Source organism: Polymorphobacter megasporae (genome assembly GCF_018982885.2).
GTDB classification, from domain to species: Bacteria; Pseudomonadota; Alphaproteobacteria; order Sphingomonadales; family Sphingomonadaceae; genus Polymorphobacter_B; species Polymorphobacter_B megasporae.
In genome coordinates this window covers 3508208-3534682 of the sequence record NZ_CP081848.1, presented here as the reverse complement: position 1 = coordinate 3534682, position 26475 = coordinate 3508208, and the positions used below count along the sequence as shown (strand labels likewise).

The 26475-nt window shown below is 67.6% G+C and carries 29 protein-coding genes; 19 read left to right on the top strand and 10 right to left on the bottom strand.

The genetic code is table 11. The features are described 5' to 3' along the window. Positions 1–15: 15 nt before the first annotated feature. The 7 genes from KTC28_RS16475 to topA all read right to left on the bottom strand — a co-directional run bounded on the left by KTC28_RS16475 (position 16) and on the right by topA (position 7619). Positions 16–477 (bottom strand): RidA family protein, encoded by a 462-nt coding sequence (locus tag KTC28_RS16475; protein WP_216709917.1) that lies wholly within the window; start codon positions 475–477, stop codon positions 16–18. After that, the gene (locus tag KTC28_RS16470; RefSeq protein ID WP_216709916.1) at positions 474–1088 is read right to left on the bottom strand and encodes an HAD family hydrolase; all 615 of its coding nucleotides are present in this window, start codon (positions 1086–1088) and stop codon (positions 474–476) included. The genes KTC28_RS16475 and KTC28_RS16470 overlap by 4 nt, the downstream gene beginning before the upstream one ends. Continuing rightward, complete coding sequence (locus tag KTC28_RS16465) at positions 1085–1363, bottom strand: DUF3572 family protein (RefSeq protein ID WP_255602104.1); 279 nt, start codon at positions 1361–1363, stop codon at positions 1085–1087. Before KTC28_RS16465 ends, KTC28_RS16470 begins: the two co-directional genes overlap by 4 nt. Before the next feature lie 106 nt (positions 1364–1469). After that, entirely contained in the window at positions 1470–1637 is a 168-nt protein-coding gene (gene rpmG / locus KTC28_RS16460) for a 50S ribosomal protein L33 (RefSeq protein WP_216709915.1), read from the bottom strand. Between the two features lie 179 nt (positions 1638–1816). After that, complete coding sequence (gene rnr, locus KTC28_RS16455) at positions 1817–4024, bottom strand: ribonuclease R (protein ID WP_216709914.1); 2208 nt, start codon at positions 4022–4024, stop codon at positions 1817–1819. 94 nt (positions 4025–4118) lie between these two features. Next, on the bottom strand, positions 4119–4817 hold the full coding sequence (locus KTC28_RS16450) for an Npun_F0296 family exosortase-dependent surface protein (protein ID WP_216709913.1): 699 nt from the start codon (positions 4815–4817) through the stop codon (positions 4119–4121). A gap of 201 nt (positions 4818–5018) precedes the next feature. After that, positions 5019–7619, bottom strand: a complete 2601-nt coding sequence (topA, locus tag KTC28_RS16445) for a type I DNA topoisomerase (RefSeq protein ID WP_216709912.1) — start codon at positions 7617–7619, stop codon at positions 5019–5021. Positions 7620–8009: 390 nt separating this feature from the next. Here topA and KTC28_RS16440 point away from each other — a divergent pair, with 390 nt between their 5' ends. Together KTC28_RS16440 and KTC28_RS23315 are read left to right on the top strand one after the other, a co-directional pair. Beyond that, a complete protein-coding gene (locus tag KTC28_RS16440; protein WP_216709911.1) occupies positions 8010–8282 on the top strand; it encodes a ribbon-helix-helix domain-containing protein in 273 nt (90 codons plus the stop codon). A 143-nt stretch (positions 8283–8425) separates the two neighbouring features. After that, positions 8426–8584: a type II toxin-antitoxin system RelE/ParE family toxin gene (locus tag KTC28_RS23315; protein WP_216709910.1), complete on the top strand. Its 159-nt coding sequence runs from the start codon at positions 8426–8428 to the stop codon at positions 8582–8584. On the opposite strand, the gene dprA is transcribed toward KTC28_RS23315, so the two are convergent. Further along, on the bottom strand, positions 8581–9666 hold the full coding sequence (gene dprA / locus KTC28_RS16430) for a DNA-processing protein DprA (protein WP_216709909.1): 1086 nt from the start codon (positions 9664–9666) through the stop codon (positions 8581–8583). The genes KTC28_RS23315 and dprA overlap by 4 nt on opposite strands. After that, on the bottom strand, positions 9663–10343 hold the full coding sequence (plsY, locus tag KTC28_RS16425) for a glycerol-3-phosphate 1-O-acyltransferase PlsY (protein ID WP_216709908.1): 681 nt from the start codon (positions 10341–10343) through the stop codon (positions 9663–9665). The genes dprA and plsY overlap by 4 nt, the downstream gene beginning before the upstream one ends. 161 nt (positions 10344–10504) lie before the next feature. Between plsY and KTC28_RS16420 the strand changes: the two genes are divergently transcribed. The 12 genes from KTC28_RS16420 (at position 10505) to thiL (ending at position 21443) form a co-directional block, all read left to right on the top strand. Beyond that, positions 10505–11503: a catalase family peroxidase gene (locus KTC28_RS16420; protein WP_255602103.1), complete on the top strand. Its 999-nt coding sequence runs from the start codon at positions 10505–10507 to the stop codon at positions 11501–11503. Positions 11504–11559: 56 nt separating this feature from the next. Next, the gene (locus KTC28_RS16415; protein WP_216709907.1) at positions 11560–13215 is read left to right on the top strand and encodes an NAD+ synthase; all 1656 of its coding nucleotides are present in this window, start codon (positions 11560–11562) and stop codon (positions 13213–13215) included. A 200-nt stretch (positions 13216–13415) separates the two neighbouring features. Next, positions 13416–14768, top strand: a complete 1353-nt coding sequence (locus KTC28_RS16410; RefSeq protein WP_216709906.1) for a glutamate--tRNA ligase — start codon at positions 13416–13418, stop codon at positions 14766–14768. A 6-nt stretch (positions 14769–14774) separates the two neighbouring features. After that, complete coding sequence (locus tag KTC28_RS16405) at positions 14775–15341, top strand: hypothetical protein (RefSeq protein ID WP_216709905.1); 567 nt, start codon at positions 14775–14777, stop codon at positions 15339–15341. Further along, the gene (ribD, locus tag KTC28_RS16400) at positions 15341–16336 is read left to right on the top strand and encodes a bifunctional diaminohydroxyphosphoribosylaminopyrimidine deaminase/5-amino-6-(5-phosphoribosylamino)uracil reductase RibD (RefSeq protein WP_216709973.1); all 996 of its coding nucleotides are present in this window, start codon (positions 15341–15343) and stop codon (positions 16334–16336) included. Before KTC28_RS16405 ends, ribD begins: the two co-directional genes overlap by 1 nt. A 9-nt stretch (positions 16337–16345) precedes the next feature. Continuing rightward, on the top strand, positions 16346–16954 hold the full coding sequence (locus tag KTC28_RS16395) for a riboflavin synthase (protein ID WP_216709904.1): 609 nt from the start codon (positions 16346–16348) through the stop codon (positions 16952–16954). 40 nt (positions 16955–16994) lie between these two features. Beyond that, positions 16995–18269 (top strand): 3,4-dihydroxy-2-butanone-4-phosphate synthase, encoded by a 1275-nt coding sequence (gene ribB, locus KTC28_RS16390; protein ID WP_216709903.1) that lies wholly within the window; start codon positions 16995–16997, stop codon positions 18267–18269. Between the two features lie 149 nt (positions 18270–18418). Then, entirely contained in the window at positions 18419–18835 is a 417-nt protein-coding gene (gene ribH / locus KTC28_RS16385; protein WP_216709902.1) for a 6,7-dimethyl-8-ribityllumazine synthase, read from the top strand. Between the two features lie 42 nt (positions 18836–18877). Continuing rightward, positions 18878–19798: an aspartyl protease family protein gene (locus tag KTC28_RS16380; protein WP_216709901.1), complete on the top strand. Its 921-nt coding sequence runs from the start codon at positions 18878–18880 to the stop codon at positions 19796–19798. After that, positions 19795–20013, top strand: coding sequence for a hypothetical protein (locus KTC28_RS16375; protein WP_216709900.1), 219 nt, complete (start codon positions 19795–19797; stop codon positions 20011–20013). Before KTC28_RS16380 ends, KTC28_RS16375 begins: the two co-directional genes overlap by 4 nt. Before the next feature lie 31 nt (positions 20014–20044). Further along, positions 20045–20530: a transcription antitermination factor NusB gene (nusB, locus tag KTC28_RS16370; RefSeq protein ID WP_216709899.1), complete on the top strand. Its 486-nt coding sequence runs from the start codon at positions 20045–20047 to the stop codon at positions 20528–20530. After that, the gene (gene thiL, locus KTC28_RS16365) at positions 20523–21443 is read left to right on the top strand and encodes a thiamine-phosphate kinase (protein ID WP_216709898.1); all 921 of its coding nucleotides are present in this window, start codon (positions 20523–20525) and stop codon (positions 21441–21443) included. Before nusB ends, thiL begins: the two co-directional genes overlap by 8 nt. 1 nt (position 21444) lies before the next feature. Here thiL and KTC28_RS16360 read toward each other — a convergent pair whose 3' ends face one another. Then, positions 21445–21936: an outer membrane protein assembly factor BamE gene (locus tag KTC28_RS16360; protein ID WP_216709897.1), complete on the bottom strand. Its 492-nt coding sequence runs from the start codon at positions 21934–21936 to the stop codon at positions 21445–21447. 92 nt (positions 21937–22028) lie between these two features. Between KTC28_RS16360 and KTC28_RS16355 the strand changes: the two genes are divergently transcribed. The 5 genes from KTC28_RS16355 (at position 22029) to KTC28_RS16335 (ending at position 26475) form a co-directional block, all read left to right on the top strand. Continuing rightward, positions 22029–22544 (top strand): ubiquinol-cytochrome C chaperone family protein, encoded by a 516-nt coding sequence (locus KTC28_RS16355; protein WP_216709896.1) that lies wholly within the window; start codon positions 22029–22031, stop codon positions 22542–22544. Next, positions 22541–23074, top strand: a complete 534-nt coding sequence (locus tag KTC28_RS16350; protein WP_216709895.1) for a YceD family protein — start codon at positions 22541–22543, stop codon at positions 23072–23074. Before KTC28_RS16355 ends, KTC28_RS16350 begins: the two co-directional genes overlap by 4 nt. A 9-nt stretch (positions 23075–23083) precedes the next feature. Then, positions 23084–23707, top strand: a complete 624-nt coding sequence (locus tag KTC28_RS16345; RefSeq protein ID WP_216709894.1) for a YjbE family putative metal transport protein — start codon at positions 23084–23086, stop codon at positions 23705–23707. 188 nt (positions 23708–23895) lie between these two features. After that, a complete protein-coding gene (locus KTC28_RS16340; RefSeq protein WP_216709893.1) occupies positions 23896–24471 on the top strand; it encodes an OmpA family protein in 576 nt (191 codons plus the stop codon). Positions 24472–24666: 195 nt separating this feature from the next. After that, positions 24667–26475, top strand: coding sequence for a ShlB/FhaC/HecB family hemolysin secretion/activation protein (locus KTC28_RS16335; RefSeq protein ID WP_216709892.1), 1809 nt, complete (start codon positions 24667–24669; stop codon positions 26473–26475).

Below are 26475 nucleotides of genomic sequence, written 5' to 3'. Positions count from 1 at the left end.
CGATCAAAAGCACCCTCAGTCGCGCACCGCGACAATCGCGTCGACCTCGACCGCGACCCCGAGCGGCAGCGCGGCGACGCCGACCGCGCTCCGGGCGTGACGCCCGATCTCGCCGAACACCGCGACCATCAGGTCCGACGCGCCGTTGCCGACCTTCGGCTGGTCGGTGAATTCGGGGGTGCAGGCGACGAAAACGCCAAGCTTAACAACGCGCTCGACCCGGTCGAGATTGCCCAGCACCGCCTTCATCTGCGCGATCAGCCCAACCGCGCAACGCGCGGCGGCGGCGGCGCCCTCCTTGGTCGTCATGTCGCCGCCGAGCTTGCCGCGGATCAGCGCGCCATCGGTGTCGAATGGGATCTGTCCCGAAATGTGGAGCAGCCCGCCATGGACGACCCCAGGAACGTAGTTGGCGGCGGGGGCAGCGGCGTGCGGCAAGACGATGCCCATTTCGCTCAGGCGGGTTTCTGGGTTCATCGCGTCACTCCCAAGGCGGCTTGCAGGATCGGCAGCGCCGACGGCCAGTCATCGACCCGCGCATCGGCATCAGGGCTCGCCGGGATCAACGCGTGCAACCGCGGATCGGCGACCATGTGAAGGCGGAACACCTCGGGCGCGGCGCGCTTGACCGAGCCATGATGCGGCGGCAAGTCGTCGACGAACGCGCCCTTGGTCGCGCCATATTCATCCATCAGCGCGCGCACCGGGCGGCCCTTCGGACCGTTGTTGGTGACGACGCGGTACGGCATGCCGAGGCGGGCGAGTTCATTCGTCCGCACGGTGTTGTGGCGATCGTCGACGTTGGTCAGGATGACGACGTCGCAGTCCTTCGCCAGTGCCGCGAGCGCGTCGGCGGCTCCCGGCGAGGGCGTCTGCGTCGGCATGTGGGTGTCGAAGAAGCCATTGAGCAGCGGCAAGAAATTCTCGGGCTCGACCGCCGTGCCGTCGGCGCGGCGGATGTTGCCCGACAGCGCGAAGCTTTCGAGATTCAGCGTCAGATCGTGCTCGGCGGCGAGATAGTCGCCGAACGGGCCGACGAAGTGCAGCAGGACCTCGTCGCAGTCGCAGATCACAAGCGGGCGGCTCATCGCGCCAGCGCCCGGTTCGCGGCGGTCAGCGCGGCGGGGGGGACGTCGAGCGCGGCTGCCGTCGCGATCAGGCTCGGCTCATGCGCTTCGAGGAAACCGAGCACCGCCGAAAGGACCGCGGGCGAGTCCGCCTGCGCGCGGAGGGTTGCGACGTCGAGCCCCGTCAGGTCGAGGAAACGCGGGCCGAGGTCGGTGTCGCCGACGATATGGCCGAGCGCCCGCAGACCGAGCATCTCGGCGGCGGCGAGCGATGGATCCGATTTTAGTGTTTGCATCGGCACGCTCTACCGGGCGAAGCGGCAGCGCGTCGAGCGAGAATTTTTGTTATCAGCCGCCCCGACGAAGCTGCGGTCAGGCGGGTAGCAAGCCGGCTTCCGGCAGCTACTTGATCTTGGCTTCCTTGAACTCGACATGCTTGCGCACGACGGGATCGTACTTCTTGAACATCAGCTTTTCGGTCTGCGTGCGCGGGTTCTTCTTGGTCGTGTAGAAGAAGCCGGTGTCGGCGGTGCTGATCAGCTTGATCTTGATCGTAGTCGGCTTGGCCATGACGCGTCCCGTGTATTGCTAGAAGCGCGTGAACCTCGGGGCCATCGCGACAGACCGCGCTCTCTGACGGCAGGGGGCGTGAAAGTCAACCACTCAGCTGTCATTCCCGCGAAAGCGCGGACCCAAAGTCTCAACTGTCGATGACCTTGGCTCCCCGCTTTCGCGGGGATGACAGCTGATTAGTTGCGCCGCCCGCGACGGATGCCCGGTGGAATGCGGCTCTGTCCGGCGCGACGCCCGGTGCGGACGCGGTCGTTGCGCGGGCCGGGGCTCTCACCTTCGCCTAGCGGGAGCTCGAAGCGCAGCGCGCCGGTGATCGGATTGGCCTCGGCGAGGCGCAGGTCGAGCTTCTGCCCGGCGGCATAGCGCGTGCCGCTGCTGCTGCCCTCGAGCGTCCGGGCGTCCTCATTGAAGACGAAATATTCGGCGCCGAGCGTCGATACCGGCACCAGCCCGTCGCCGCCGATGCCCTCGACGGTGGCGAAGAAGCCGAACTTGGCGACCCCGGTGATCCGGGTCGCAAGCGTTTCGCCGACGCGCTTCGACAGATAGGCGGCGACGTAGCGGTCGACGGTTTCGCGCTCGGCCTCCATCGCCCGGCGCTCGGTCATCGAGATATGCTCGCCGGTCCGCGCCATCAGCCCGGCTTCGGCGTCGCTCAACCCGTCGTCGCCGAGCTTGTACGCGCGAACCAGCGCGCGGTGGACGACAAGGTCGGCGTAGCGGCGGATCGGCGAGGTGAAATGGCCGTAGCTGCGCAGCGCGAGTCCGAAATGGCCTTTGTTCTCAGGCGAATAATACGCCTGGGTCTGTGTCCGCAGCACCTGCTCGCTGACCTGCTGCGAATAGGTCGCGTCCTTCACCGCTGCGAGCAGCTTGTTGAACGTCTTTGGCGCGATCACCTGGCCGAGCGCGAACGGGATGCCGAAGGTTTCGAGATAATCCTTGAGCGCCACCAGCTTCTCGCGGCCCGGCGCTTCGTGGACGCGGTACATGCACACCGTCCGCTTTGCCTCGAGCGCCTGCGCGGCGGCGACATTGGCGGCGATCATGAAGTCCTCGATCAGCCGGTGCGCGTCGAGGCGTTCGCGGGTGACGATCGCGGTGATCGTGCCGGTCGGGTCGAGCTCGACGCGGCGCTCGGGCAGGTCGAGGTCGAGCGGGGCCCGGGCATCGCGCGCCTTGGCCAACGCGCCCCATGCGCCCCACAACGGCAGCAGCGTCGCCAGATGCTCGCCCGACGCGGAATCGATCGTCGCCTGCGCCTCTTCGTACGCGATGTTGGTCGTGCAGCGGACGACGGCGCGGGTGAAGCGGTGAGCTGCAAGGGTGCCCTCGGCAGTGATCGTCATGTGGCAGGCGAGGACTGCTCGGTCCTTGTGCTCGACGAGCGAGCAGGCGTCGGCAGACAGGATTTCGGGGAGCATCGGGACGACGCGGTCTGGGAAGTAGACCGAGTTGCCGCGCTCGCGGGCGGCCCGGTCGAGCGAAGTGCCCTCGCGGACGTAGAAGCTGACGTCGGCGATCGCGACGATTGCATCCCAGCCGCCGTCTTCACGCGCGGCGGCCCAGACGGCGTCGTCGTGGTCGCGCGCGTCGGCGGGGTCGATCGTCAGGATGGGCAGGTGGCGCAGGTCCTCGCGTTCGCCGAGCGGCTGGTGTGCGGCCTCCTCCGCCTGCTCGGTCGCGGCGTCGGAGAAGCGGTGCGGCAGGCCCTTGGCGTGGATCGCGATCAGCGAGAAACTGCGCGGCGCAAATGGATCGCCGAGCACCTCGACGACGCGCGCCGACTGATGCGGCGCACGCCCCGACGGCTCGGCGAGGACGAGGTCGCCGACCTCAGCATCGCCCGTGTCGAGGACGGAGAAGTCGATCCGCGCCTTCTTGTCGACGGGCACGAGGCGGTACCCGGCGGCGTCCTTGCGCAGGATGCCGAGGACGAATTCTTCGGTCTTGGCGAGCAGCTTCATCGGGAAGCCGGTGTAGCCGCCGCCAGTCTCCTCGATGCGCGCCAGCACCCGGTCGCCGATCCCGAGCGCGCCGCGGCGCTTACCCTCTATGATCCGGACCTTCGGCGGGACGCCGGGATGGTCCCAGCGGTCGGGGGTCGCGACCGGCGGCCCGTCGCCCGCCTCGATCACGCGGAGGACGGTGACCTTGGGCAGGCCGCCGCCCTTGTGGACCTGGCGCTTGGGGCCGACGTCGAGCTGCCCTGCGTCGGTCATGTCGCGCATCAGGCTTTTCAGCGCGATCTTGTCTTGTGCGTGGAGGCCGAAGGCGCGCGCGATCTCACGCTTGCCGACCGGCGTTGCGCTGGCGGCGATGAAGCCGAGGATCTGCTCGGCGGTCGGCAGGCCGGGGGGCGGAGGCGGGGGACGGCGCGGCATCGCTCAAGCTTGTGAGGCTACACCCGACCTCCCGCAATCAAAAAGGGCTGCCCTTGCGTAGGGCAGCCCTTTGCGATGCCTGTCGTGCCGAGGATCAGGCGAGAACGACCCGTGTCGGTGCGCGGCGCAAACGCAGGCCGACGAGCCCGAAGCCCGCGAGGAGCAGGAGCCACGATGTCGGTTCGGGGATGAGCCCGACGGTATTGTTGTCGTTCTCGAACATGCCGCCGTAGCCCTGGATCAGGCGAACCTGATCGAAGCCGCCGAAGACGTGATAGTTGATGAATGCGAACGCCTGGGCCCGGTCCTTGCCGAGAAACGACGCATTCGGGTTGCCGAGGTAGCTCGCTTCAAGCCCCATCGCCAGCGGCGAGATATGGTCGACCTCGACACCGCCGCGCCAGAATTCGATTGCGTTGTTCGTGTCGATCGCCGATGCCCACAGCCCGAAGTAATTTGCCGGACCGGTGATGTCGATCGTGACGGTGCCGTGACCCATCGTGAAGTAACCCGATCCGCCGGCACCGCCATACTGCGTGCCGGTGGCAATAACGTCGTGCGCTGAATAGACACCGCTATAGCTGCTGCCGCCGAAATCGGTCGTTAACGTTACGTTAGTTCCGGCCGGTCCCGAAAAGGCTTCGACGCCTGACCGCGACAGCGCGACAGTGGTGCTCTGCACGCCGGCCGCTTCCACCGAAATGACGGTGACGGCACTGGCCGAACTTGCCGCAATGCCGGCGAAGGCGAGGACGGTCATGGCGGCAAGCTTGGTGGTGGTGAGCTGAGTCATCACAAATCCTCGTTTCGATTACGTAACGAGAACGATGCAAAGACAGTGCCAAGTCAACACCCGACGCCATTCCAGTGGGTTGGACAATCTACCCACGAAAAGCGCGCGACAACTGTAAGATATCCCGACGATATCGGAATAATGGATGATTAACTCATCGATAAATTCGAGTAATCTACCAGAACCGACTGTGATTAAAGGTTACTTTTTCACGGATTTTGTAGCTTTCGGCTTGGCGGCGGCGGTCTTGGCGGGCGCCTTCCGAGCGGGGGCTTTCGTGGGGCGTTTCTTGCCCTTGGCCGGCATCGCCGCGCGTGCGTCGATCAACGCTGCCGCCGCGTCGAGCGATAGCGCCATGCCGTCCTCGCCCTTCGGCACGTTGGCGTTGGTCGTTCCGTCGGTCAGGTAGGGACCGAAGCGGCCTTCCATCAGCTTGATGACGCTGCCCGAAACCGGATGCGGTCCGACTTCACGCAAGGCCTGTGGGGCATTGCGGGCCCGGCCCGGGTTTGCCGCGGCGTCGGCGAGCTTGGCCACCGCCGAGTTCATGCCGGTCTCGAACACCTCCGCGCTCGACGTCAGCCGGGCGTATTTGCCGGCGTGGGCGAGATAGGGGCCATAGCGGCCGATGCTCGCGGTGATCGGGCTGCCGGTCTCGGGGTGGAGGCCGACCTCACGCGGCAGCGACAGCAGCTGGAGCGCGGTGTCGAGATGCTCCTCGCCCGTTACCGGCATGTCCTTGGGGATCGACGCGCGCGGCGGCTTGGGGTCGCCCTTGGCGCCGTCCTCGCCGAGCTGGACGTAAGCCCCAAAACGGCCGGAGCGCAGGCTGACTGGCTGGCCGGTCGTCGGGTCGTCGCCGAGCACGACCGGCCCAGTCGATTCCTTGAGCTCGCCGCCCTCGCCGAACTGGCGGGTGTAGCGGCAGTCCGGGTAGTTCGAGCACGATACGAACGCGCCGAACTTGCCGGTCTTGAGGCCGAGGCGACCGGTGCCGCACGTCGGGCAGAGGCGCGGGTCGGAGCCGTCCTCCTTCGGCGGGAACAGGAACGGCGACAGGAATTCGTCGAGCGCGACGGTGACGTCCGACGGGCGGATTTCGAGGACTTCCTTGGTCTTCGGCGAGAAGTCCTTCCAGAAGTCGCTGAGGACGGTGAGGTAATCGAGGTCGCCCGCCGACACTTCGTCGAGCCGCGTTTCGAGCTCTGCGGTGAAGTCGTAGCTGACGTACTTCTCGAAATAGCGTTCGAGGAAGGCAGTCACCAGCCGCCCCTTTTCCTCGGCGAAGAAGCGGTTCTTCTCCATCCGGACATACAGCCGGTCGCGCAGCGTCTGGAGGATCGAGGCATAGGTCGACGGGCGGCCGATCCCGAGTTCTTCGAGGCGCTTAACCAGCGAGGCTTCCGAATAACGCGGGGGCGGCTCGGTGAAGTGCTGGTCGGCGCGCGCGGCGGTGACCTGCGGCTTCTCGCCCTGCACCAATTTGGGCAGGCGGCGCGTGTCGTCGGCGTCCTCACCGTCGACCGGGGCGTCGTCGCGGTCCTCGGTGTAGACCGCGAGGAAGCCGGGGTGGAGGATGACCTGCCCGCTCGCACGCAGCGTCGCCTTGCCCGCGGCGTCGGTCAGGTCGACCGCGGTCCGCTCCATCTTCGCCGACGCCATCTGCGACGCGATCGTCCGCTTCCAGATCAGCGCGTACAGCTTGCCATTGTCGCCCGAGATGCCGCTGCCCGGACGCCGGGTCAGGTCGGTCGGGCGGATCGCCTCATGCGCTTCCTGCGCGTTCTTTGCCTTGGTCGCATAGTGGCGCGGCTTGGCGGGCAGAACGTTCTCACCGCCGCCGAAATCCTCGGCGATGACTGCCCGCGCCTGCTCGATCGCCTCGCCTGCGACCTGGACGCCATCGGTCCGCATATAGGTGATGTGGCCGTCCTCGTAGAGCGACTGGGCGACGCGCATCGTGTGGCTGGCGGTGAAGCCGAGCTTGCGCGACGCCTCCTGCTGGAGCGTCGAGGTGGTGAACGGCGGGTAGGGGTTGCGCGTCGCGGGCTTGGTCTCGACCGCGCTGATGGTGAACTTGCCCGCCTCGACATCGGCGCGCGCCTGCTGCGCGGCGACGACTTCGGACAGGTCGAAACGGTCGAGCTTCTTGCCGTTCCAGTGCGTCAGCCGGGCGACGAACGATGCCCCGGCAACCGTCGCGAGGCTGGCCTCGACGGTCCAGTATTCGCGGTTGACGAAGGTCTCGATCTCGCGCTCGCGGTCGACGACGATGCGCAGCGCGACCGACTGGACACGGCCGGCGGACTTCGCGCCGGGCAGCTTGCGCCAGAGGACGGGGGAGAGGTTGAAGCCGACGAGGTAGTCGAGGGCGCGGCGGGCGCGGTAGGCATCGACGAGGTCGCCGTCGACTTCGCGCGGTCGGCCCATCGCGGCGAGGATCGCGGTCTTGGTGATCTCGTTGAAGGTGACGCGCGTCGCGCCGCCCTTCGGCATCAGGCCCTTCTTGCCCTTGATCCATTCGAGCAGGTGCCATGCGATCGCCTCGCCCTCGCGGTCGGGGTCGGTCGCGAGGATGACGTGGTCGGCCTTCTTGACCTCGTCCGAGATCGCCTTGAGCTGCTTGGCCTTGTCGCCGTACAACTCCCAGTGCATCGCGAAGCCATTCTCGGTTTCGACCGACCCGTCGCGCGGCGGCAGGTCGCGGACATGGCCATAGCTCGCGAGGACGACGTAGTTCGACCCGAGGTACTTGTTGATCGTTTTGGCCTTCGCGGGTGACTCGACGATCACGACGTCCATGCAATGTTCTCCCGGGCCAAACGCGGCGGCCCCTACGCGCTATATGGGGGCGGTGGCAAGGGGAGCGTACAATTACGGACATGATCTTTCGGTAAAGATTTTATTAACGGTCTGGTCGGTCGGCGCGAAAGGTCACACGAAGTTCACGGTTTTGAACATTGAAATCGCGATGACCAGCGTTTCGGGAACGATGTGGATAACGTCTGCACGGGGTGCGACCGTGGGGAGGCAGATGGCTGACGATGAGAAAGAGCGCGACCGCCGCCCGGTGGCGACTCGAAGGCTCGATCATATGCTGAACGTCGGGGTGTAGGACAGCAATGGTGATCGCCGCGTTGAGGCAGGGGCACTTACGATCTATGTTGGATCTTCGATCCGGAGGATGGCGCAATGGCAACCCAGGAATTCATCATCACGCTACCCAACGAGTTGGCGGAGAAGGTTCGCAACAAGGTCGCGACTGGGGAATACGATAGCCCGGGTGATGTCATCCTGGACGGTCTCGAAGTGTTGATGGGGCCAGATCTGCGGGTCGAGAGGTGGCTGCGCGAGAAGGTCGTCCCGGCGTGTGAGGCATGGCAGGCCGATCCGACGCACGTCTATACGTCCGAAGAGGTTCTCGCACATATCGCCGAACGGCACGCCGTCGCCGATCGGACGTGACGCATCGCGTCGTCTACACGGCCGCCGCTCTGGCCGATCTGGCCGCGTTATCGAGCTACATCGCCGACGAAAGCTCGCTGGCAATTGCCGCCCGTTTTATCAAGTGAATCGTCGCACGGTGCGACAGCCTCGAGGACTTTCCCATGCGGGGCACGAAGCGCGACGACATTCTGCCGGCGCTTCGCATATTGGCATATCGGAAACGGACGTTGATTGCTTTCACGGTCGGCCGAAACGAAGTCACGATAATGGCCGTCGTGCATGGTGCACAGGATTACGGCGCGCTGCTTCAGCAGAGCTAGGCCCGCGCCACACGTCCTCCCGCGTGCCGAACCAGCCCCCCGCACAGCTCCAGATCGAGCAACACCCCTGCGACCGTCGCCGCCGCGCAGCCGCTCTGGCGGACCAGTTCGTCGATCGCGACCGGGGTCGGCGACAGCAGTCCGATGATGTGGTCGCGCGTGATGTCGTCGGCGTCGAGCGCAACCGGGCCGGGGTCCCACGCGGTGCCGGGCGAGAGCAGGCGGCCGCCGATCTGGCCGCCGACGGTGCCGAGCGCTTCGAGGACGTCGGCGGCGGTCTGGATCAGCGTCGCGCCCTCGCGGATCAACTGGTTGCACCCCTGTGCGCGCGGGTCGAGCGGCGAGCCCGGCACCGCCATCACCTCGCGCCCGGCCTCGGCGGCGATCCGCGCGGTGATCAGCGACCCCGACTTCAATGCGCCCTCGACGACGATCGTTCCGGCGCACAGCCCTGCAATGATGCGGTTGCGGCGGGGGAAGTGGCGCGCCTGCGGGCTCGTGCCCAGCGGCTGTTCGGCCACAACCAGCCCCGAAGCCCCGATCGACGCCTGCAGGCTGGCGTTCTCGGGCGGATAGACATTGTCGAGCCCCCCGGCGATGACCCCGATCGTGCCGCCGTCGAGCGCCCCCTGATGTGCCGCCGAGTCGATCCCGCGTGCGAGCCCCGATACGACGACGAGGTCGGCTTGCGATAATTCAGTGGCGAGTTCGCGGGCGAAGCGCACCGCCGCCGCGCTTGAATTGCGCGCGCCGACCATTGCCACGCACGGGCGTTCGAGCAGGCCGAGGTCGCCCTTGACCGCGAGCGCAGGGGGCGCGGTTTCGGTCTGGGCGAGGAGCCACGGGTAGAGGCCGGTGCCGATGAAGACGAACTGCCCGCCGAATTTGGCGACCGCCGCGAGTTCGGTTTCGGCATCGGCGGCGGTCGCGATCCGCGCCGCTCCGCCACCACGGCGGACGAGGTCGGGGAGGGCGTCGAGGGCGGCTTGCGGGGTGCTGAAGCGTCGAAGAAGCTGTCGGTAGGTGACCGGGCCGACGTTGTCGCTGCGGATCAGGCGGAGGCGCGCGACGTCGTCGCTCACCGGGTGCCGTGGGTATCGTCGAGCGCTGGACCGCCGTTGTGGCCAAGCGGCGGGTCAGGGTCGCCCGGCGGACTCTTCGCGCCGATCTTGCTCTCGGTCCCCGCGCGCAAACGCCGGATATTGTCGCCGTGCTTGAGCATCAGCAGCGCCGTCATCGCCCATGCCGTAAGCGTCCATGTCGCATCGAGCGGCACCGTCGTCCGGGCGACGGTGAACAGGACCGCGCTCGCGACCGCCGCCATCATCCCGCCGACCGAGGAATAACGCGTCACGACCGCGCCGATCAGCCAAACCAGCAGCGCCGCGACCCCGGCAGGCCACCAGCCGGCGAGGCTGACGCCGAGCATCGTCGCCACCCCCTTGCCGCCGCGAAAGTTGAGCCAGACCGGAAACAAATGCCCGCCGAACGCGGCGAAGCCAGCGATCGCGGCGATATGCTCACTGCCGGTGAAGTGCCGCGTCAGCAGAACCGCCGCCGCGCCCTTGCCGCCATCGAGCAGCAGCGTCGCCGCCGCCAACCCCTTGCGCCCGGTCCGCAGCACGTTGGTCGCGCCGATATTGCCCGAACCGATCGCGCGGAGGTCGCCCGCGCCGAATACGCGGGTCAGCAACAGCCCGAAGGGGATCGCCCCGAGGACATAGCCGATCAGCGCGCAGATGATCGGTGTCGGCCCCATTTAGAGGCTCGTAGCGGGTTCGGTTAACCGCGTCACCAGCTTGATCCAACCATCTCGGTGCTGATTGCCATTCTGGAGCAATGTCGACGGGCAGATAGTAATCGAACGGTAATCGACGTCGGCTATGGTGTCAGCTTATCGATACGCTGGGGGGCGCAAAGATGTTTGAAGATCGGTCGATCAATCGCCGCTGGTTTCTTAGCAGCCGGTGGATGCTCGGTGCGCTCGCTGCACTGGTGGTGTCGCCTGCCACGGCGCAGGATGACTTGCCCGCCAAGTTGGTCAGCGACTTGCACAGTGCATTCGGCGAGCATCATGCGCGCGCGGTCCACGCCAAGGGCATCGTCCTGACGGGCAACTTCACCCCCGATGCTGGCGCGCGCAGCTTGAGCAAGGCCGCGATCTTCACCCGGCCGATCGCGGTGACCGTACGCTTTTCCGACTTTACCGGCATCCCCAACATCCCCGACGCCGACCCCAATGCCAGTCCGCGCGGCATGGCGATCAAGTTCGGGCCGGCCGACGACGCAACGATGGACATCGTCGCGCACGGCTTCAACGGCTTCCCGGTCAAGACGGCGGCCGAGTTCGGCGAACTGTTCCACGCCGTCGGGACGAGCGGTCCCGGGGTGGCGAAGCCGACATCGCTCGACCGCTTCCTCGGTGCGCATCCGATCGCCGCGACGTTCCTGACGACGCAGAAGCCCGCACCCGAAAGCTATGCGACCAACGCCTATTTCGGGGTCAACGCGTTCAGCTTCACCGACGCCAAGGGGCATGCGACGGCCGTCCGCTACCGCTTCGTCCCCGCGGCGGGCGAGCATTACCTCGATGCCGCCGCACTCAAGCAGCGCGCCCCCGGCTATCTCGCGACCGAGATCGCCAAGCGGGTCAAAGCCGGGCCGATTCGCTTCGACTGGTTCGCGCAGATCGCCGCGCCCGGCGACAGGATCGACGATCCATCGATCGCGTGGCCCAACACAAGGCGGCTGGTCAAACTCGGGACGATCACGATCACCAAATTGTCGGCGGATCAGGCCGGGGACGACAAGCGGCTGATCTTCTTGCCGAACAACGTCCCCTCCGGGATCGCTCCCGCCGACCCGATGATCGCGGTGCGGTCGGCGGCGTATCCGATTTCGTTCGGCGAGCGGCAATAGCGACGTGACGTCGAGGCGGGGATGACGCATCCCCGGTCTTCGCCTACATCCCGGGCATGACCGATACGCTGACGATCGCCCTCCACCAATCGAACGCGAGCGTCGGCGACTTGCGCGGCAACGCCGACGCGATGCTTGGCGCGCGAGTGGCGGCGAGCGGAGCCGACCTGCTCGTGACGCCCGAACTGTCGCTGATCGGTTACCCGCCCGAGGACCTCGTGCTCAAGCCCGCGGCGGTCGAGCGTTGCGCGGTCGAACTCGACCGGCTTGCAGCGGCGACCGGGGATGGCGGCCCGGGGATGCTCGTCGGGCTGCCGTGGGTCGAGGACGGGCGGCTTTTCAACGCGATGGCGCTGCTCGACGGCGGCAAGATCGTCGCGGTGACGCGCAAGCACGACCTGCCCAATTACGGCACCTTCGACGAGAAGCGTGTCTTCGCCAGCGCACCGCTGCCGGGGCCGCTGGCGTTCCGCGGGGTCCGGCTCGGGGTGCCGATCTGCGAGGATATCTGGACCCCCGAGGTCACCGAATGCCTCGCCGAGACCGGGGCGGAAATGCTGATCGTCCCCAACGGCTCGCCGTTTGAGGTCGGCAAGGACGACCGGCGGCTATCGCTGAGCGTCTCGCGCGTCGTCGAGACCGGGCTGCCGCTCACCTATCTCAACCGCGTCGGCGGGCAGGACGAACTCGTGTTCGACGGCGCAAGCTTCATCCTCAATGCCGACCGCTCGACCGCATGGCAGTTTCCCAACTGGGACGAGGCGCTGGTGACGACGCGGTGGACGCGCGGCGCGGCGGGATGGTCGTGCGCGCGCGGGACGCTGAGCGTCCTCGATGACGACCTTCCCGGCATCTATCACGCGATGGTTGTCGGCCTGCGCGATTATGTGAACCGCAACCGCTTTCCCGGGGTCGTCCTCGGCCTGTCGGGCGGGATCGACAGCGCGCTGTCGGCGGCGGTCGCGGTCGATGCGCTCGGGGCCGACCGCGTGTGGTGCGTGATGCTGCCGTCGCGCTTCACCGTCGGTGACAGCCTCGAGGACGCCGCCGAGTGCGCGCGGCTGCTCGGCTGCCGCCTCGACACCGTGCCGATCCTGCCGGCGATGACGGCGTTCGACGATATGCTCGCGCCATTGTTCGATGGGCGGTCGCGCGATATCGCCGAGGAGAATATCCAGTCGCGGATTCGCGGGTTGAGCCTGATGGCGCTGTCGAACAAGTTCGGGCCGATGCTGCTGACGACAGGCAACAAGAGCGAGATGTCGACCGGCTATGCGACGATCTACGGCGACATGGCGGGCGGCTATTCGGTCCTCAAGGACGTCTACAAGACGACGGTGTTCAAGCTGTGCGAGTGGCGTAACGCGAACCATCCGCGCCTCGGGCTCGGCCCAAAGGGTCCGGTGATGCCGCAGCGGGTGATCGACAAGCCGCCGACCGCCGAACTGCGCGACAACCAGCGCGACGACGACAGCCTGCCGCCGTACGATATCCTCGACCGCATCCTGATCGGCCTGGTCGAGAACGAGCAGTCGGTCGCCGACCTTGCCGCGACCGGGCTCGATACGGCGCTCGTGGCGAAGATCGAACGCCTGCTCTACGTCGCCGAATACAAGCGCCGCCAAGCCCCGCCGGGGGTGAAGATCGGGCGGCGCAATTTTGGGCGGGACCGGCGGTATCCGATCACGAATGCATTCCGGACGAGCAGTTAGCGCTGGTCCGATCCCATTTTTCATCCTGTCGTCGCCGAGGCATGCTAGACTCCCGACGTGTTGACCCTCGCCACCCTCCGCCGGACCACAAATCATTTTCCCACCCAGTTCGAGGGCGAAAGCATCGATGGCCGTCCGGTCTATCTTCGCTGCAAGCAAGAACCCGACATCCTGATGCGTCGGCAGCCGGGGTTACGCCCATGACAGTCACCCGCTTCGCCCCATCCCCGACCGGCAGCCTCCACGCCGGAAACATCCGCACTGCGCTGGTCAACTGGCTGTACGCGCGGCAGCAGGGCGGGCGGTTCGTGCTGCGGCTCGACGATACCGACCTGGCGCGGTCGTCGGAGGCGTCGGCGCAGGCAATTCGTGACGACCTCGACTGGCTTGGGCTGACTCCCGATGCCGAGGTGCGCCAGTCGGACCGGTTCGCGCTGTACGAGGCGGCGCTTGCGCGGCTGGCGGCGGCGGGGCGGGCGTATCGCGCGTACGACACGCCCGAGCAGCTCGACCTCAAGCGACGGGTGCAGGCGTCGCGCGGGCTGCCGCCGGTGTACGATCGCACCGCGCTCGCGTTGACCGACGCCGATCACGACGACTTCGCCGCTCGGGGCATCGCGCCGCACTGGCGCTTCCGGCTCGACACCGCTGCGCCGGTCGTCTGGCACGATCTGGTTCGTGGCGCGTGTCACATCGATCCTGCGTCGCTGTCCGATCCGGTCGTCCGCCGCGCCGATGGGTCGTGGCTGTATATGCTGCCGTCGGTGGTCGACGATATCGATCTCGGCATCACGACGATCGTGCGCGGCGAGGATCACGTCACCAATTCGGGGGTCCAGCTCCAGATGTTGGCGGCGCTCGGGGCAGCGCCGCCCGCGCTCGCGCATCTGCCGCTGCTGACCGGGGCCGACGCGGCGTTGTCGAAGCGGCTCGGGTCCGCCGGGGGCGCCGAATGGCGCGACGCGGGGATCGAGCCGGGGGCGGTGCGCGCGTTCCTCGCCCGGCTCGGCACCAGCGTGGCGACCGAACCCGCCGACGACGCGGCATTGATTGCCGGATTCGACTTCGCCGCGTTCGGTCGGTCGACGGTGCGCTTCGATCCGGCTGAACTGGCGCAGCTCAATGCGCGGACGATCCACGGCCTCGACTTTGCCGCAGCCGCTGACCGGCTGCCGCCCGCGATGACCCTGCAGGCTTGGGATGCGGTGCGCGGCAACCTGTCGACGGTCGCCGAGGCGGCCGATTGGTGGGGCGTGATCGCCGGGCCGGTCGTCGCGCCGCCCGAGGCCGAGGACAGGGATTACATCGATGCGGCGCGCTCCACGCTGGCCGGCCTCGACTGGAGCGACGATATCTGGAGCCGCTGGACGACGGCGCTCAAGGCAGCGTCGGGGCGCAAGGGGCGGGGGCTGTTCCACCCGCTGCGCCACGCGCTGACCGGGCGCGACCGCGGTCCCGAGATGGCGGCGCTGCTGCCGCTGATCGGGCGCGATGCGTCGCTCGCACGACTGGCGGCGGCTGCTGCGCCCGACTATATCAGTGGGGTGGAGTAACCGCCGATGAAGATGTTTTCGCCGTTGCCGCCCCCGCGACTGTTGCCGTCGAAGGCGTCCGAACCCCAGGCCCGGCGCGTGGCGCGGACTCCGCTCGAGATGGCCCGGCGGGCGTGGCGGCCGGATGCCGGATTCTCCCCGCCGTCGTCGCCGTCGCCGGGATCGTTGGTCGAGCGGATGCGCGACATACCGCGATCGCGGCTGATCATCGGCGGGCTGGCCCTGCTGATCGTCGGCGCGATCATGGCGTTGTTCCTGCTCGAATCCCGCTGGGGCTATTCGGGCAAAGTCGTGCCGGTGGTGTTCGTCAAGAGCTGGCCCGCGACCCGCAGCGACGCCGACATCCAGCGCGAGCGCTCGGCCGAGGAGGCCGCCGCGCACGCCGATGCGGCCGCTTCGCGCGCGTATATCGCGACGCTGCAGGGGCCGGCGCGCGTCAAGGCGCAGAACCAGTACGATGCGTACGTTTCGGCGCAGCCGAAGAACCTCCAACCCGAGGGCTATGTCGCGCCGGCGCCTCCCGCGCCGCCCCCGTCTGCAGCCGCCACCGCCGCCGCCAAACCCAAGGCGTGATCGACGCTCGCGACGCACGATGGCTGGGGGCGGCGCTCGCCCTCGCCGAGCGTGGTGTCGGACGGACCAGCCCCAATCCGAGCGTCGGCTGCATCATCGTCGCCGATAATCGCGTCGTCGCGCGCGGCTGGACGCAACCCGGCGGCCGTCCGCATGCCGAGGCGATGGCGCTCGCGGCGGCGGGCGACGCTGCGCGCGGAGCGACCGCTTACGTCACGCTCGAACCCTGCGCGCATATCTCCACGCGGGGCCCGGCGTGCAGCGACCTGTTGATCGCCGCCCGGGTCGCCCGCGTCGTCACCAGCGGCATCGATCCCGATCCGCGCACCGCCGGAGCCGGGGTCGCCCGTTTGCGCGCGGCGGGGATCGTTGTCGATGTCGCGGCCCCGGCGCTCGCGACAGCTGCCGAGCGGGTCAACCCGGGCTTCTTCACGCGGCAGCGGCATGGCCGCGCGCACATCACGCTCAAGCTTGCGGTCTCGCTCGACGGCTGCATCGCGCTTGCCGACGGGACGAGCCGCTGGATCACCGGCCCGGCAGCACGACGCCACGCGCATCTCGAACGCGCGCGCTGCGACCTCATCGTCGTCGGCGGCGGGACGCTGGTCGCCGACGATCCGATGCTCGATGTCCGTCTCGACGGGCTCGAGGATCGCGCCCCACAACGGGCGGTGCTGAGCGCGACGCTCGAGGCGATCCCGGCGGAAGCGCGGATCGGCGGCGCGCGCCTCCTTCGCGACCTGTCCGACCTCGACGTCGATCCGCGCATCCTGACCGTGCTTGTCGAGGGCGGCGCGGGGGTGGCGACTTCGCTGCTTACCGCCGATCGCGTCGACCGGCTGCTGATCTACCGCGCGCCCATCATCCTCGGCGGGCGGCGCGGTATCGGCGATCTCGGCCTGACCGACCTCAGCAGCGCGCACGGCCGGTGGCGGCTTGCCGCGGCACTGACGCTCGGCCCCGACCGGGTTGAGGAATACGACCGGGTCCGATAGGCAGGGTTCATGTTTACCGGCATCATCACCGACATCGGCACCGTCACCGCGGTCGAGCCGCGCGGCGACCTTCGCGTCCGCATCGCCACCGGATACGATACCGCCGGCATTGCGCTCGGCGCGTCGATTTCGTGCTCGGGGGTGTGCCTGACCGTCGTCGACAAGGCACCCGGCGAATTCGCCGTCGACGTCAGCGGCGAGACGCTCCGCCACAGCGCTGCGGCGCAATGGACGGCTGGTGCGCGGCTCAACCTCGAACGCGCGTTGAAGGTCGGCGATGAGCTCGGCGGCCACATCGTCACCGGTCATGTCGACGCCGTCGGGCGGGTCGCCGCGCTCGACCGCGAGGGCGGCTCGATCAAGCTGACGATCGAAGCGCCCGCGTCGGTCGCGCCGTTCATCGCGGCCAAGGGGTCGGTCGCGCTTAGCGGCGTGTCGCTGACGGTCAACGGCGTCGGTCCGGGAGCCGACGGCGGGGTCCGCTTCGACCTGAATATCATCCCGCACACGGGTGAATGGACGACCTTCGGCGGGCTGGCTGTCGGCGACGAGGTCAACGTCGAGATCGATGTGCTCGCGCGTTATCTCGGCCGCATGCGCGACGTGTTGACATTGTGATGTGATCGGCGCTTGCATGGTTCACATTGAGGTGTGAAGCATGACAACGATCGATCGAATTCGGATGCTGGTCGGCGACAGTAATGAGAGCCGCTCGGGCCTCGCCCGCGCCGCTGGGCTCCACGCCAACTCGCTGCGCAATCTCGACGAGCCCGACTGGAATCCGACGAGCGACACGCTGCGCAAGCTAGAAACCTATCTCACCCGGCGGAGCTCGCCGCGCGCGCTGGTCGGGATTGAGGAGATCATCGACGAAGCGAAGAACGGCCGGATGTTCATCCTCGTCGACGACGAGGACCGCGAGAACGAGGGCGACCTGATTATCCCGGCGCAGATGGCGACCCCGGCGGCGATCAATTTCATGGCGAAGCACGGCCGCGGGCTGATCTGCCTCGCGCTCGCCGCCGACCGGGTCAAGTCGCTCGGCCTGCCGCTGATGGCGCGGCACAACGGCACCCGCCACGAGACCGCCTTCACTGTGTCGATCGAGGCGCGCGACGGCGTCACCACAGGGATCAGCGCCGCCGACCGTGCGCGAACCGTCGCGGTGGCGATCGACGCTTCGAAGGACGCGAGCCACATCGTCACCCCGGGCCACGTCTTCCCGCTCGTCGCGCGCGACGGCGGCGTGCTCGTCCGCGCCGGGCATACCGAGGCGGCGGTCGACGTCTCGCGCCTCGCCGGGCTCAACCCGTCGGGGGTGATCTGCGAGATCATGAACGACGATGGGACGATGGCGCGGTTGGATGATTTGCTCGGCTTTGCCGCGGAGCACGATCTCAAGATCGGCACGATCCGCGACTTGATCGCCTATCGGATGAAGCACGATAACCTCGTCGCCTGCCTCGCTGAAACCCCGCTCGACAGCCGCCACGGCGGGCGCTGGACCGCGAAGGCCTACGTCAACAAGGCCGAGGGGACTGAGCACATGGTCCTGCAGAAGGGCCATATCGACCCGGCCAAGCCGACGCTGGTGCGGATGCACACGATGTCGATGTTCACCGACCTGTTCGCCGAGGACGACAGCCGCTCGGGCCAGTTGCAGCGCGCGATGGACATCATCGGCGACGAGGGCGCGGGGATCGTCGTCATCATCCGCGACGGGCGGTCCGACGCGATCTCGACGCAGATGCTGGCGCGCGGGCATGGTGAGTCGGTCGCGCTCCGCGATTATGGCATCGGCGCGCAGATTCTCGTCGATCTTGGGGTGACCGACATGGTCCTGCTGACCAATTCGCACCGGACGATCGTTGGCCTGACCGGCTATGGCTTGACCGTCGTCGGCGAGCGGCCGATCCCCGGCGCAACGGATTAGCGGCTACCCCTTCCCTTCAGGGGAGGGGCGAGAGACGACGCGATTGCGTCGGCCCGGGGGTGGGGAGCCACGGGCGATGCAGCTCGCGGTGACTCCCCCACCCCCAACCCCTCCCCTAAAGGGGAGGGGAGCAGAAAGGACTTTCGACCATGCCGCACATCCTGATCGTCGAAGCACGCTTCTACGATGCGCTCGCCGACGCGCTGCTCGATGGGGCGCGGGCAACGCTCGACGCCGCGGGCGCCACCCACGAGACGATCACGGTTCCGGGCGCGCTCGAAATCCCGGCGGCGATCGGGCTGGCGTCGGATGTGTTCGACGGTTTCGTCGCGCTCGGCACCGTCATCCGCGGCGAGACGTATCACTTCGAGGTCGTCGCGTCCGAGAGCGCGCGCGGGATCATGGCTCTAACCCTCGACGGCCTGGCGATTGGCAACGGCATCCTGACCGTCGAGAACGAGGCGCAGGCGTGGGCGCGCGCGCGGAAGTCAGAGAAGGACAAGGGCGGGGAGGCGGCGACGGCGGCGCTGGCGATGATAGCGCTGCGCGAGCGCTTCGCCGCCTAGGCGCCGCTTGCGGATCGTCCTCAAACGGACCAATGCGGCAGCATGAGTATCGCGATGCTCGCCGCGCTCGCGGCCCTTTCGACCAATGCCGCGCCGCCGATCCTGCCGACGATCCCGCCGGCAACGATCGACGAGACGCTTGAAATCACCGGTGACGCCGTCGCCGCCGAGCAATCGAAGACGCGGATGTTCATTCCCGTCGAGGTCAACGGCAAGGGGCCGTACCGCTTCCTCGTCGACTCGGGGGCCGACCGCTCGGTGATCGGATCGGGTCTCGCGGCGCAACTCGCGCTGCCTGCCGGGAACATCGTCAAGCTCCAGGGGATGGCCGGAGCCTCGCGTGTCGGCACCGTCCGGATCGAGACGATCAAGCTCGGCCAGAGCGTGATCGACAACATTGCCGCGCCGGCGCTGCCTGAACGCTATCTCGGCGCACAGGGCCTCGTCGGGATCGACGCGCTCGCCGACCAGCGGCTGATGCTCGATTTCGATAAGAAGACGATCACCGTCCAGGATTCGCGCAAGCCCGAGATGGTCAGTGGCGGCGACGAGATCGTCGTCACCGCGCGCCGCCGCAACGGCCAGCTGATCCTCACCGCGGCGCGCGTCGGCAATATCCCGATCTACGCGGTGATCGATACCGGGTCGGAGATCACGATGGGTAATCTCGCGCTGGAGTCGCGCGTGTTCGGGACACGGCGGCCGCCGGTGCCGGTGCCCGTGATCCTGACAAGCGTGACCGGCCAGACGCTGACCGCGAACCTCGCGACGGTGGCGAATATCCACCTCGGCGGCATCGACCTTGCTAACGTGCGGGTCGCCTTTGCCGATGCGCCGCCGTTCCGCCTGTTCGGGCTGGAGCATCAGCCGGCGTTGCTGCTCGGCACCGATGTGCTGGAGGCGTTCCGCCGCGTCGCCCTCGACTTCCGCGCGCGGCGGGTCCGGTTTACCCTACGCCGATGACACAGCAATCATTAACAACCCAGCCACATTTTCTCTCGGTTCCCCAGCGTGCCGAGGCGAGCCTGCGCCTCGGGCGCGGGGTGCGGCTGCGCGCACGGGTCGAGACGACTCCGGCGGGGCTGCTGGCAATCGGCGGCCTCGTCGCCGCGATCCTCCTCTCGACGGCGCGCATCGTCGATGCGGCGCGGAGACCGCGACAGCTCCCGCGAGGGTGACATATCGGCCCTGCGCCGCTACATCGCCGCCATGGCACAGACGAAGATGAAGAAGGCGCGGGTCGGTAACGCCCGTTCGGCGGCGCGATTGGCGGCAGTGCAGGCGCTTTATCAGCGCGATATGACCGGCGGGACGGTGCCGGGCCTCCTGACCGAATTCCACAATTACCGGCTCGGTGCGACGATCGGCGACGAGCAATATCGTCCTGCGGATTCGGCGTTCTTCGACGACCTGGTCGCCGGCGCGACTGTCCGCGGGAGCGAGATCGACGCGCTGATTTCAGCGAACCTCGCCGACGGCTGGGCGCTCGACCGCCTCGACAAGCCGATGCGCGGGCTGCTCCGCGCCGGGGTCTATGAGCTGATCGCGCGCATCGACGTTCCGGTGGCGACGATCATCGACGAATATATGGACGTCGCCCACGCCTTCTACGATCCGCGCGAGGCGAAGTTCGTCAACGGCTTGCTCGACGCGGTTGCGCGGTCGGTGCGGTCCTCCGCGACGACGGGTGCGTGAGCGCGACCTGATTGCGCGGCTGCTCGCGCCGCTGGCGACGAGCAGCACAGCGCGCGGTCTCGCCGACGACGCGGCGGTATTCAGTCCGCCGATCGGGCGCGACCTCGTCTTCACCCACGATATCCTCGCGAGCGGGGTTCACTATCTTCCCGGCGACAATTCCAGCGACGTCGCGTGGAAGCTGCTCGCGGTAAATCTGTCCGACCTCGCGGCGATGGGCGCGCGCCCGGCGGGGGTGCTGCTCGGCCTCGGGCTGAGCGCGGCAGAGGACGAGGCGTGGGTCACTGGATTCGCCGCCGGGCTGAAGCGGGCGATGGACCGCTGGGGCGTTCCCTTGTGGGGCGGCGACACGGTGTCGGGGCTCGCGGCGGCAGTGCTCGGGCTGACCGCCATCGGGCAGGTCGAGCCGGGGCAGGCTTTGGCGCGCAGCGGTGCTAATCCGGGCGATACCTTGTGGGTTAGCGGGACGATCGGCGACGCCGGACTCGGGCTAGCGATCGCCACGGGCGAGGCGGCTCCCGATAAGTTTCTGCTCGACCGCTACCGCCGCCCCGAACCGAGGCTGGCGTTAGGCCAATTGCTGGTCGGGCAAGCGACGGCAGCGATGGATGTGTCCGATGGCCTGCTCATCGATGCCGAGCGCCTTGCGTCGGCCAGCGGCGTCGCAATCACTATCGACCTCGCGCTATTGCCGGTTTCTCCCGCCGCCGCCGCACGCACCGCCCGCGACGATGCCGGGCTAGCGGGGCTGGCGAGCGCGGGAGACGATTACGAGCTGCTGTTCACCCTGCCGCCGAGCTTGACGATGCCCGGTGCGACGCTCGTCGGGTCGGTCGGCGAAGGGGAGGGGCTGATCGTGCTCGGCCTCGACGGACAGCCGTATGTGCCGTCGAAGCTAGGCTACGAACACTAAGCTACTTCGGCCCGTCGCGTCCGGTCGAGGTACCGCCTGCCGAATCCGTCGGGGTGTTGGCGCTGCCGAACGCGCCGACGCCACCGAAGATATCCTCGAAGATGCCGGTGTTGCGCCCGAGGGTCGGGGTCTTCTCGCGGAGCGGGCGAACGTTGACGACCTCCTCGAGCCCGCGGCGCTCGATCTTGGTGACGTTGCCGCGTGGGTCGAAGCTAATCTTGATGATGCCCTGCGACTGCGCCTTTGGGTACAGGAACGCGATCTGGCGGGTGTTGCGCGAGATGTAATACCATTCGCCCGCGTCGAACTGCGCCGCAAAGGTCGGACGCCCGAGTGTCTTCTGCACCGAATCCTTATTGTCGACGCCCGGCTGGACCGACGTCACCAGCGCCTCGTCGACGATATAGCCTTGGTTCTGCTTGATCGTCGAACAGCCCGAAGTCACCAGCAACGCCGCGGCGATCGTGGCCGCGATCGGAAACGTGAAACGCATCGTTGAACTCCCGTGACGCCGCGGCACGTTGCGCCCGGCGTCGATCGCCTCAATATGCCGAAAGCCGCTATCCCGACAAGGCTTCGCCACAGATGACCTTTTTCGACCGCCTGTTTCGCTCTGCCCGCACCGCTCCGCCGGGCGACGCACTGTACCGCGCGATCGTCGCCGAGGCACGGTCCCCCGACTGGTATCTGGCCGGAGCTGTACCCGATACGGTCGACGGGCGCTTCGATGCGGTCGCACTTGGTCTGGCGTTGGTCCTGCTGCGGCTGGAGCGCGAGGGGGAGGGGCAAAGACAGTTTTCGGCCGATCTGACCGAGCGCTTCATCGCCGATATGGACGGGTCGCTGCGTGAGCTCGGCATCGGCGATCCGACCGTCGGCAAGCAGGTCGGCAAGATGGTGTCGGCGCTCGGCGGCCGGCTCGGAGCGTATCGCGATGCACTCGCCGGCGGCGAAGCGCTTGAAATTGCACTCGCACGCAACCTGTATCGCGGTGCCCCGGTCGATCCGGCGGCGGTCGACTGGGCGGGTCGACGGGTGCGGGCGCTGGCGGCGCGGATCGATGCAGTGCCGCTCGACGCGCTCGTCGGGGGCCGCCTGTGACCCCCGAATTCTCGCGGATCATCCGGGCGCACGACGTCGGCACAAGCCCGCGCCGCGAGGCGATCGAGGCGAAGCCGCTCGAGCGCATCGCGCTCGCCACCCGCTTCGACCTGCTGACGCTCGACCGGCTGACCGCCGACCTGACGATCGTCCGCGACGCCGGCGGCATCCGCGTCACCGGCAGCTTCGATGCGGCGGGCGAACAGGCGTGCGTCGTCTCGGCCGAGCCGGTCGCCTTCACGCTCGCCGAGCTGGTCGACCTCCGCTTCAGCGATGACGTCCCCGAAGGCGACGAGATCGAATTGGGCGACTCCGACCTCGACGTCGTCCCGCTCGACGGTGATCACCTCGATCTGGGCGAAGCGATCGCCCAGTCGCTTGGTCTCGCGCTCGATCCGTATCCGCGCGCGCCCGCCGAGATCCGCGCCGCTGCCGAGCGCCTGCTGACGACCGAGGCCGAGGCCGAGGCGATCGCGGCGGCGGACAAGGCGCGCGCCAACCCGTTTGCCATGTTGCGTCCGCCCAAGTAATCCTCGGGAATGGAATTCTTCGCCGACGTCTTCACCGCCGGCGGGCTCGCCGCACTCGGCCAGGTCATCATGATCGACCTGATGCTGGCGGGCGACAATGTCGTGATCCTCGGCACGCTCGCAGCGGGGCTTCCCGCCGCCGAACGCAAGCGCGTCCTCACGCTCGGCGTCGGCATCGCGCTCGTCTGCCTCGTTGGGTTCGCCTTTCTTGCAGTGCGGCTGCTCGACGTCGTCGGGTTGCGGCTGGCGGGCGGACTGCTGTTGCTCTGGGTCGGGTGGAAGCTGTTTCGCGAACTTCGCGGCGAGCGGGCTCCCGCCGCAGCGGAGACTGGCGCCGTCGCGGTCAAGCCCGCGAAAAGCTTTGCCCGCGCCGCAATCCAGGTTGCGATCGCCGACCTGTCGATGAGCCTCGACAATGTCCTCGCGGTCGCAGGTGCGGCGCGCAATCATCCCGCAGTGCTGTTCTTCGGCCTTGCCCTGTCGGTGACGCTGATGGCGGTTGCGGCGAACTACATTGCGCGCATCATCGAGCGTCATCACTGGATCGCCTATGCCGGGCTCGCGGTGATTGTTTATGTCGCGGGCTCGATGATCGTCGACGGCGGCCGTCAAATGATGCCGCTGATTGGCTAAGAGGCAAAAATCGGCACTTACTATGGTTATTGTAACGTTACCGTAACGTCATTGTTCGACTTTTCGTTTCTGTCGCGAATCAGGCGTTTCGGCAGTCGGGACGCACAATTTAATTGACGAAACACTTGCGACCATCTTACACGGCACCCGCGCTGATATTGCGCGGGGCAATCGTGTTAGGATAGATCGTGCGGACGTTTCTCGCATTCGCCGCTGCCGGCCTGATGGGCTTGGGCGCGGTTTCCGTTCACGCGCAGGATGTCGAAGGCCTGGCCAAGAGCCTCGCCGCAAAGCCGAAGCCCGAAGAGCCGACTTGCCCGAAAAAGCTTCCCGACGGCTCGTGCCCCGATACGGTCGAGACTCGCCAGATGCGCCTGCCGGGCGCAGCCTCGGCCGGCACCGCGATGTCGAACGCCGCGAGCAGCATGTCACGCGCGATCCGCGCCGATATCAGCATGACCTTCGTCAAGGGCTCGGCCGATCTCACCGCCGCCGCCAAGGCGACGCTCGATCGTTTCGCCAAGAGCCTTGTTGCCGTCGGCAGCTACCGCCCGTTCACCGTCGAAGGCCACACCGACAGCTCGGGCCCGCACGACGTCAACATGGCGCTCAGCCAGGCGCGCGCGCAATCGGTCGTCAACTATCTGTCGAGCAATGGCGTCGACAAAGGCCGCATGACCGCGAAGGGCTTTGGCTCCGACAAGACGCTCAAGGGCCATTCGCCCGAAGACGCCGCCAATCGCCGAGTCGAAGTTAGCGCTTAGTATTTCGGGGTTCGTATTTTCGAGCTTGGCAGTCCGGGCCTTGTAAACTGGGCCTTTTAACTCTGATCGCTACTGCGACGCCAGAATCGCGGGATCGAACATCATAACTGTGTAGGATCTAGTCAGCCGTCGGATGCGGCCAGACGGGGGAATTTGCGAATGTTGGGGGGCGTGCAGCGTCACGGGCGAGGCCCGGTGTCGGCCATCGCGGCCGGTGCGATGCTCGTGGCTCCCTTCGTCACCGCTCTGCCGCTATCCGCCCAGATCATCGGCTCGGGCGGAGCGATGCCAGCCCCCGGACTGATCAACGGCGGGCTGCCGACCTCGCAGGAAGTCCGTCGCCAACCCGAAACGCCGCCCCCCGCTGCCGCGGCGGTCACCGTCCGCGCCCGGGGTGCGGTCGCCGCCGGGCCGTGCCCCACTGCGATTGCAACATCGGCGCTGTCGGCCCCGCTGGTCGCGATCGATTTTACCGGACCGGGTAGCGCCGAGCTCGACCCTCGAGTCCGTGCCGCGCTCGGCGGGGTCGGCAGCGGGCTCGACGGTAGCCCGCGACCGATCCGGGCGATCTGCGATATTCGCGATGCGGCAAACGCCGCGCTTGCCCGCGCGCACTTTGTCGCGACGGTCCGCGTTCCCGAACAGACGATCGCCGGGCACCTCCACCTCGAGGTCATCACCGCAAAGATCGTTGCCCTGCGCGTGCGCGGCGATCCGGGCCGGTCGGCGAAGCGGATCGCGGCGCTGCTCGAGCGGCTGCAAAAGCTCGATCCGCTCAACGAGATCGATGCCGAACGCATCCTGCTCCTCGCCGGTGACATCCCCGGCGTCGCGGTCACCCTCGAACTGCGGCCCGCGCCGTCGGGCAAACTCGGCGAGGTCGTCGGGGAGGTCGCGGTCGAACGCACGCGTGGGGCGCTGTTCTTCAATGCGCAGAACTATGGGTCGACGCAGATCGGGCGCTATTCGGGGCTGGTTCGCGGCGAGCTTTACGGGCTGACCGGGCTGGCCGACCGGACCTTCCTCGGCGTGTTCACCACCGGCGACTTCAAGGAGCAGCAGGTCGTTCAGGTCGGGCACGACTTCGAGCCGTTCGCCAAGTCGCCGCTGCGGATCGGCGGCCAGTTCACCTATGCGTGGACCAAGCCGACGCTGGCGAGCTCGGGGGTCGGTCTCAACCTTGAATCGCGATCGTTGCTCGGGACGCTGTCGGGATCGTATCCGCTGATCCGTCGCGCCAATCGTAATCTCCGCGTCGACGGCGGTTTCGACTTCATCGAACAGCGGACCCGGTCGAACGGCAGCCCGATCAACACCGATAAACTTCGCGAGCTGTATCTCCAGGCCAATGGCGACGCCGTGGCGCGGTCGACCGGCGGTCTAGCTCCGCTCTGGCGCATCGCGGGCGGCGTCGAGGTTCGCAAGGACATCAACGTCTTCGGCGCGACCCGGCTCGGTCAGACATCGGGCGGCGCGATTCCGACGCGTTTCGAAGGTGATCCGCAGGCATTCATCGCTCGCGCCAATGCGGTGATCGAGGGCCGGATCCGCTTCTGCCCGCAGTCGCCATTCGCCGCGACGGTGTCGGTCGATGCGCGCGGCCAATACGCCGACCACCCATTGCTCGCGTTCGACGAGCTCGCGGTCGGTAATCTGACAATCGGGCGCGGCTATGATCCCGGCGCGACTTCGGGCGACCGGGCTTACGGGGCGGCGACCGAATTCCGCATCGGCAAGCCGCAGCCGCTGTCGCGCAACGATCTCGCGTACGAGGCGGTCGGCTTCTACGACGTCATCCACATCCGCAACCTCGATTCGAACCAGTTCGAGGCGAATCGCACGCTTCACAGCGTCGGCGGCGGGGTCCGCGCGACCTGGGGCAGTCATGGCCGGGTCGATGTGCTGTACGCCAAGCCGCTCGACAAGGGGCTGGCGATCGACACGGTCAAGCCGCCCGCGCGCGTGCTCGTGTCGCTGACCATCCGCGCGCTCCCATGGCGTTGA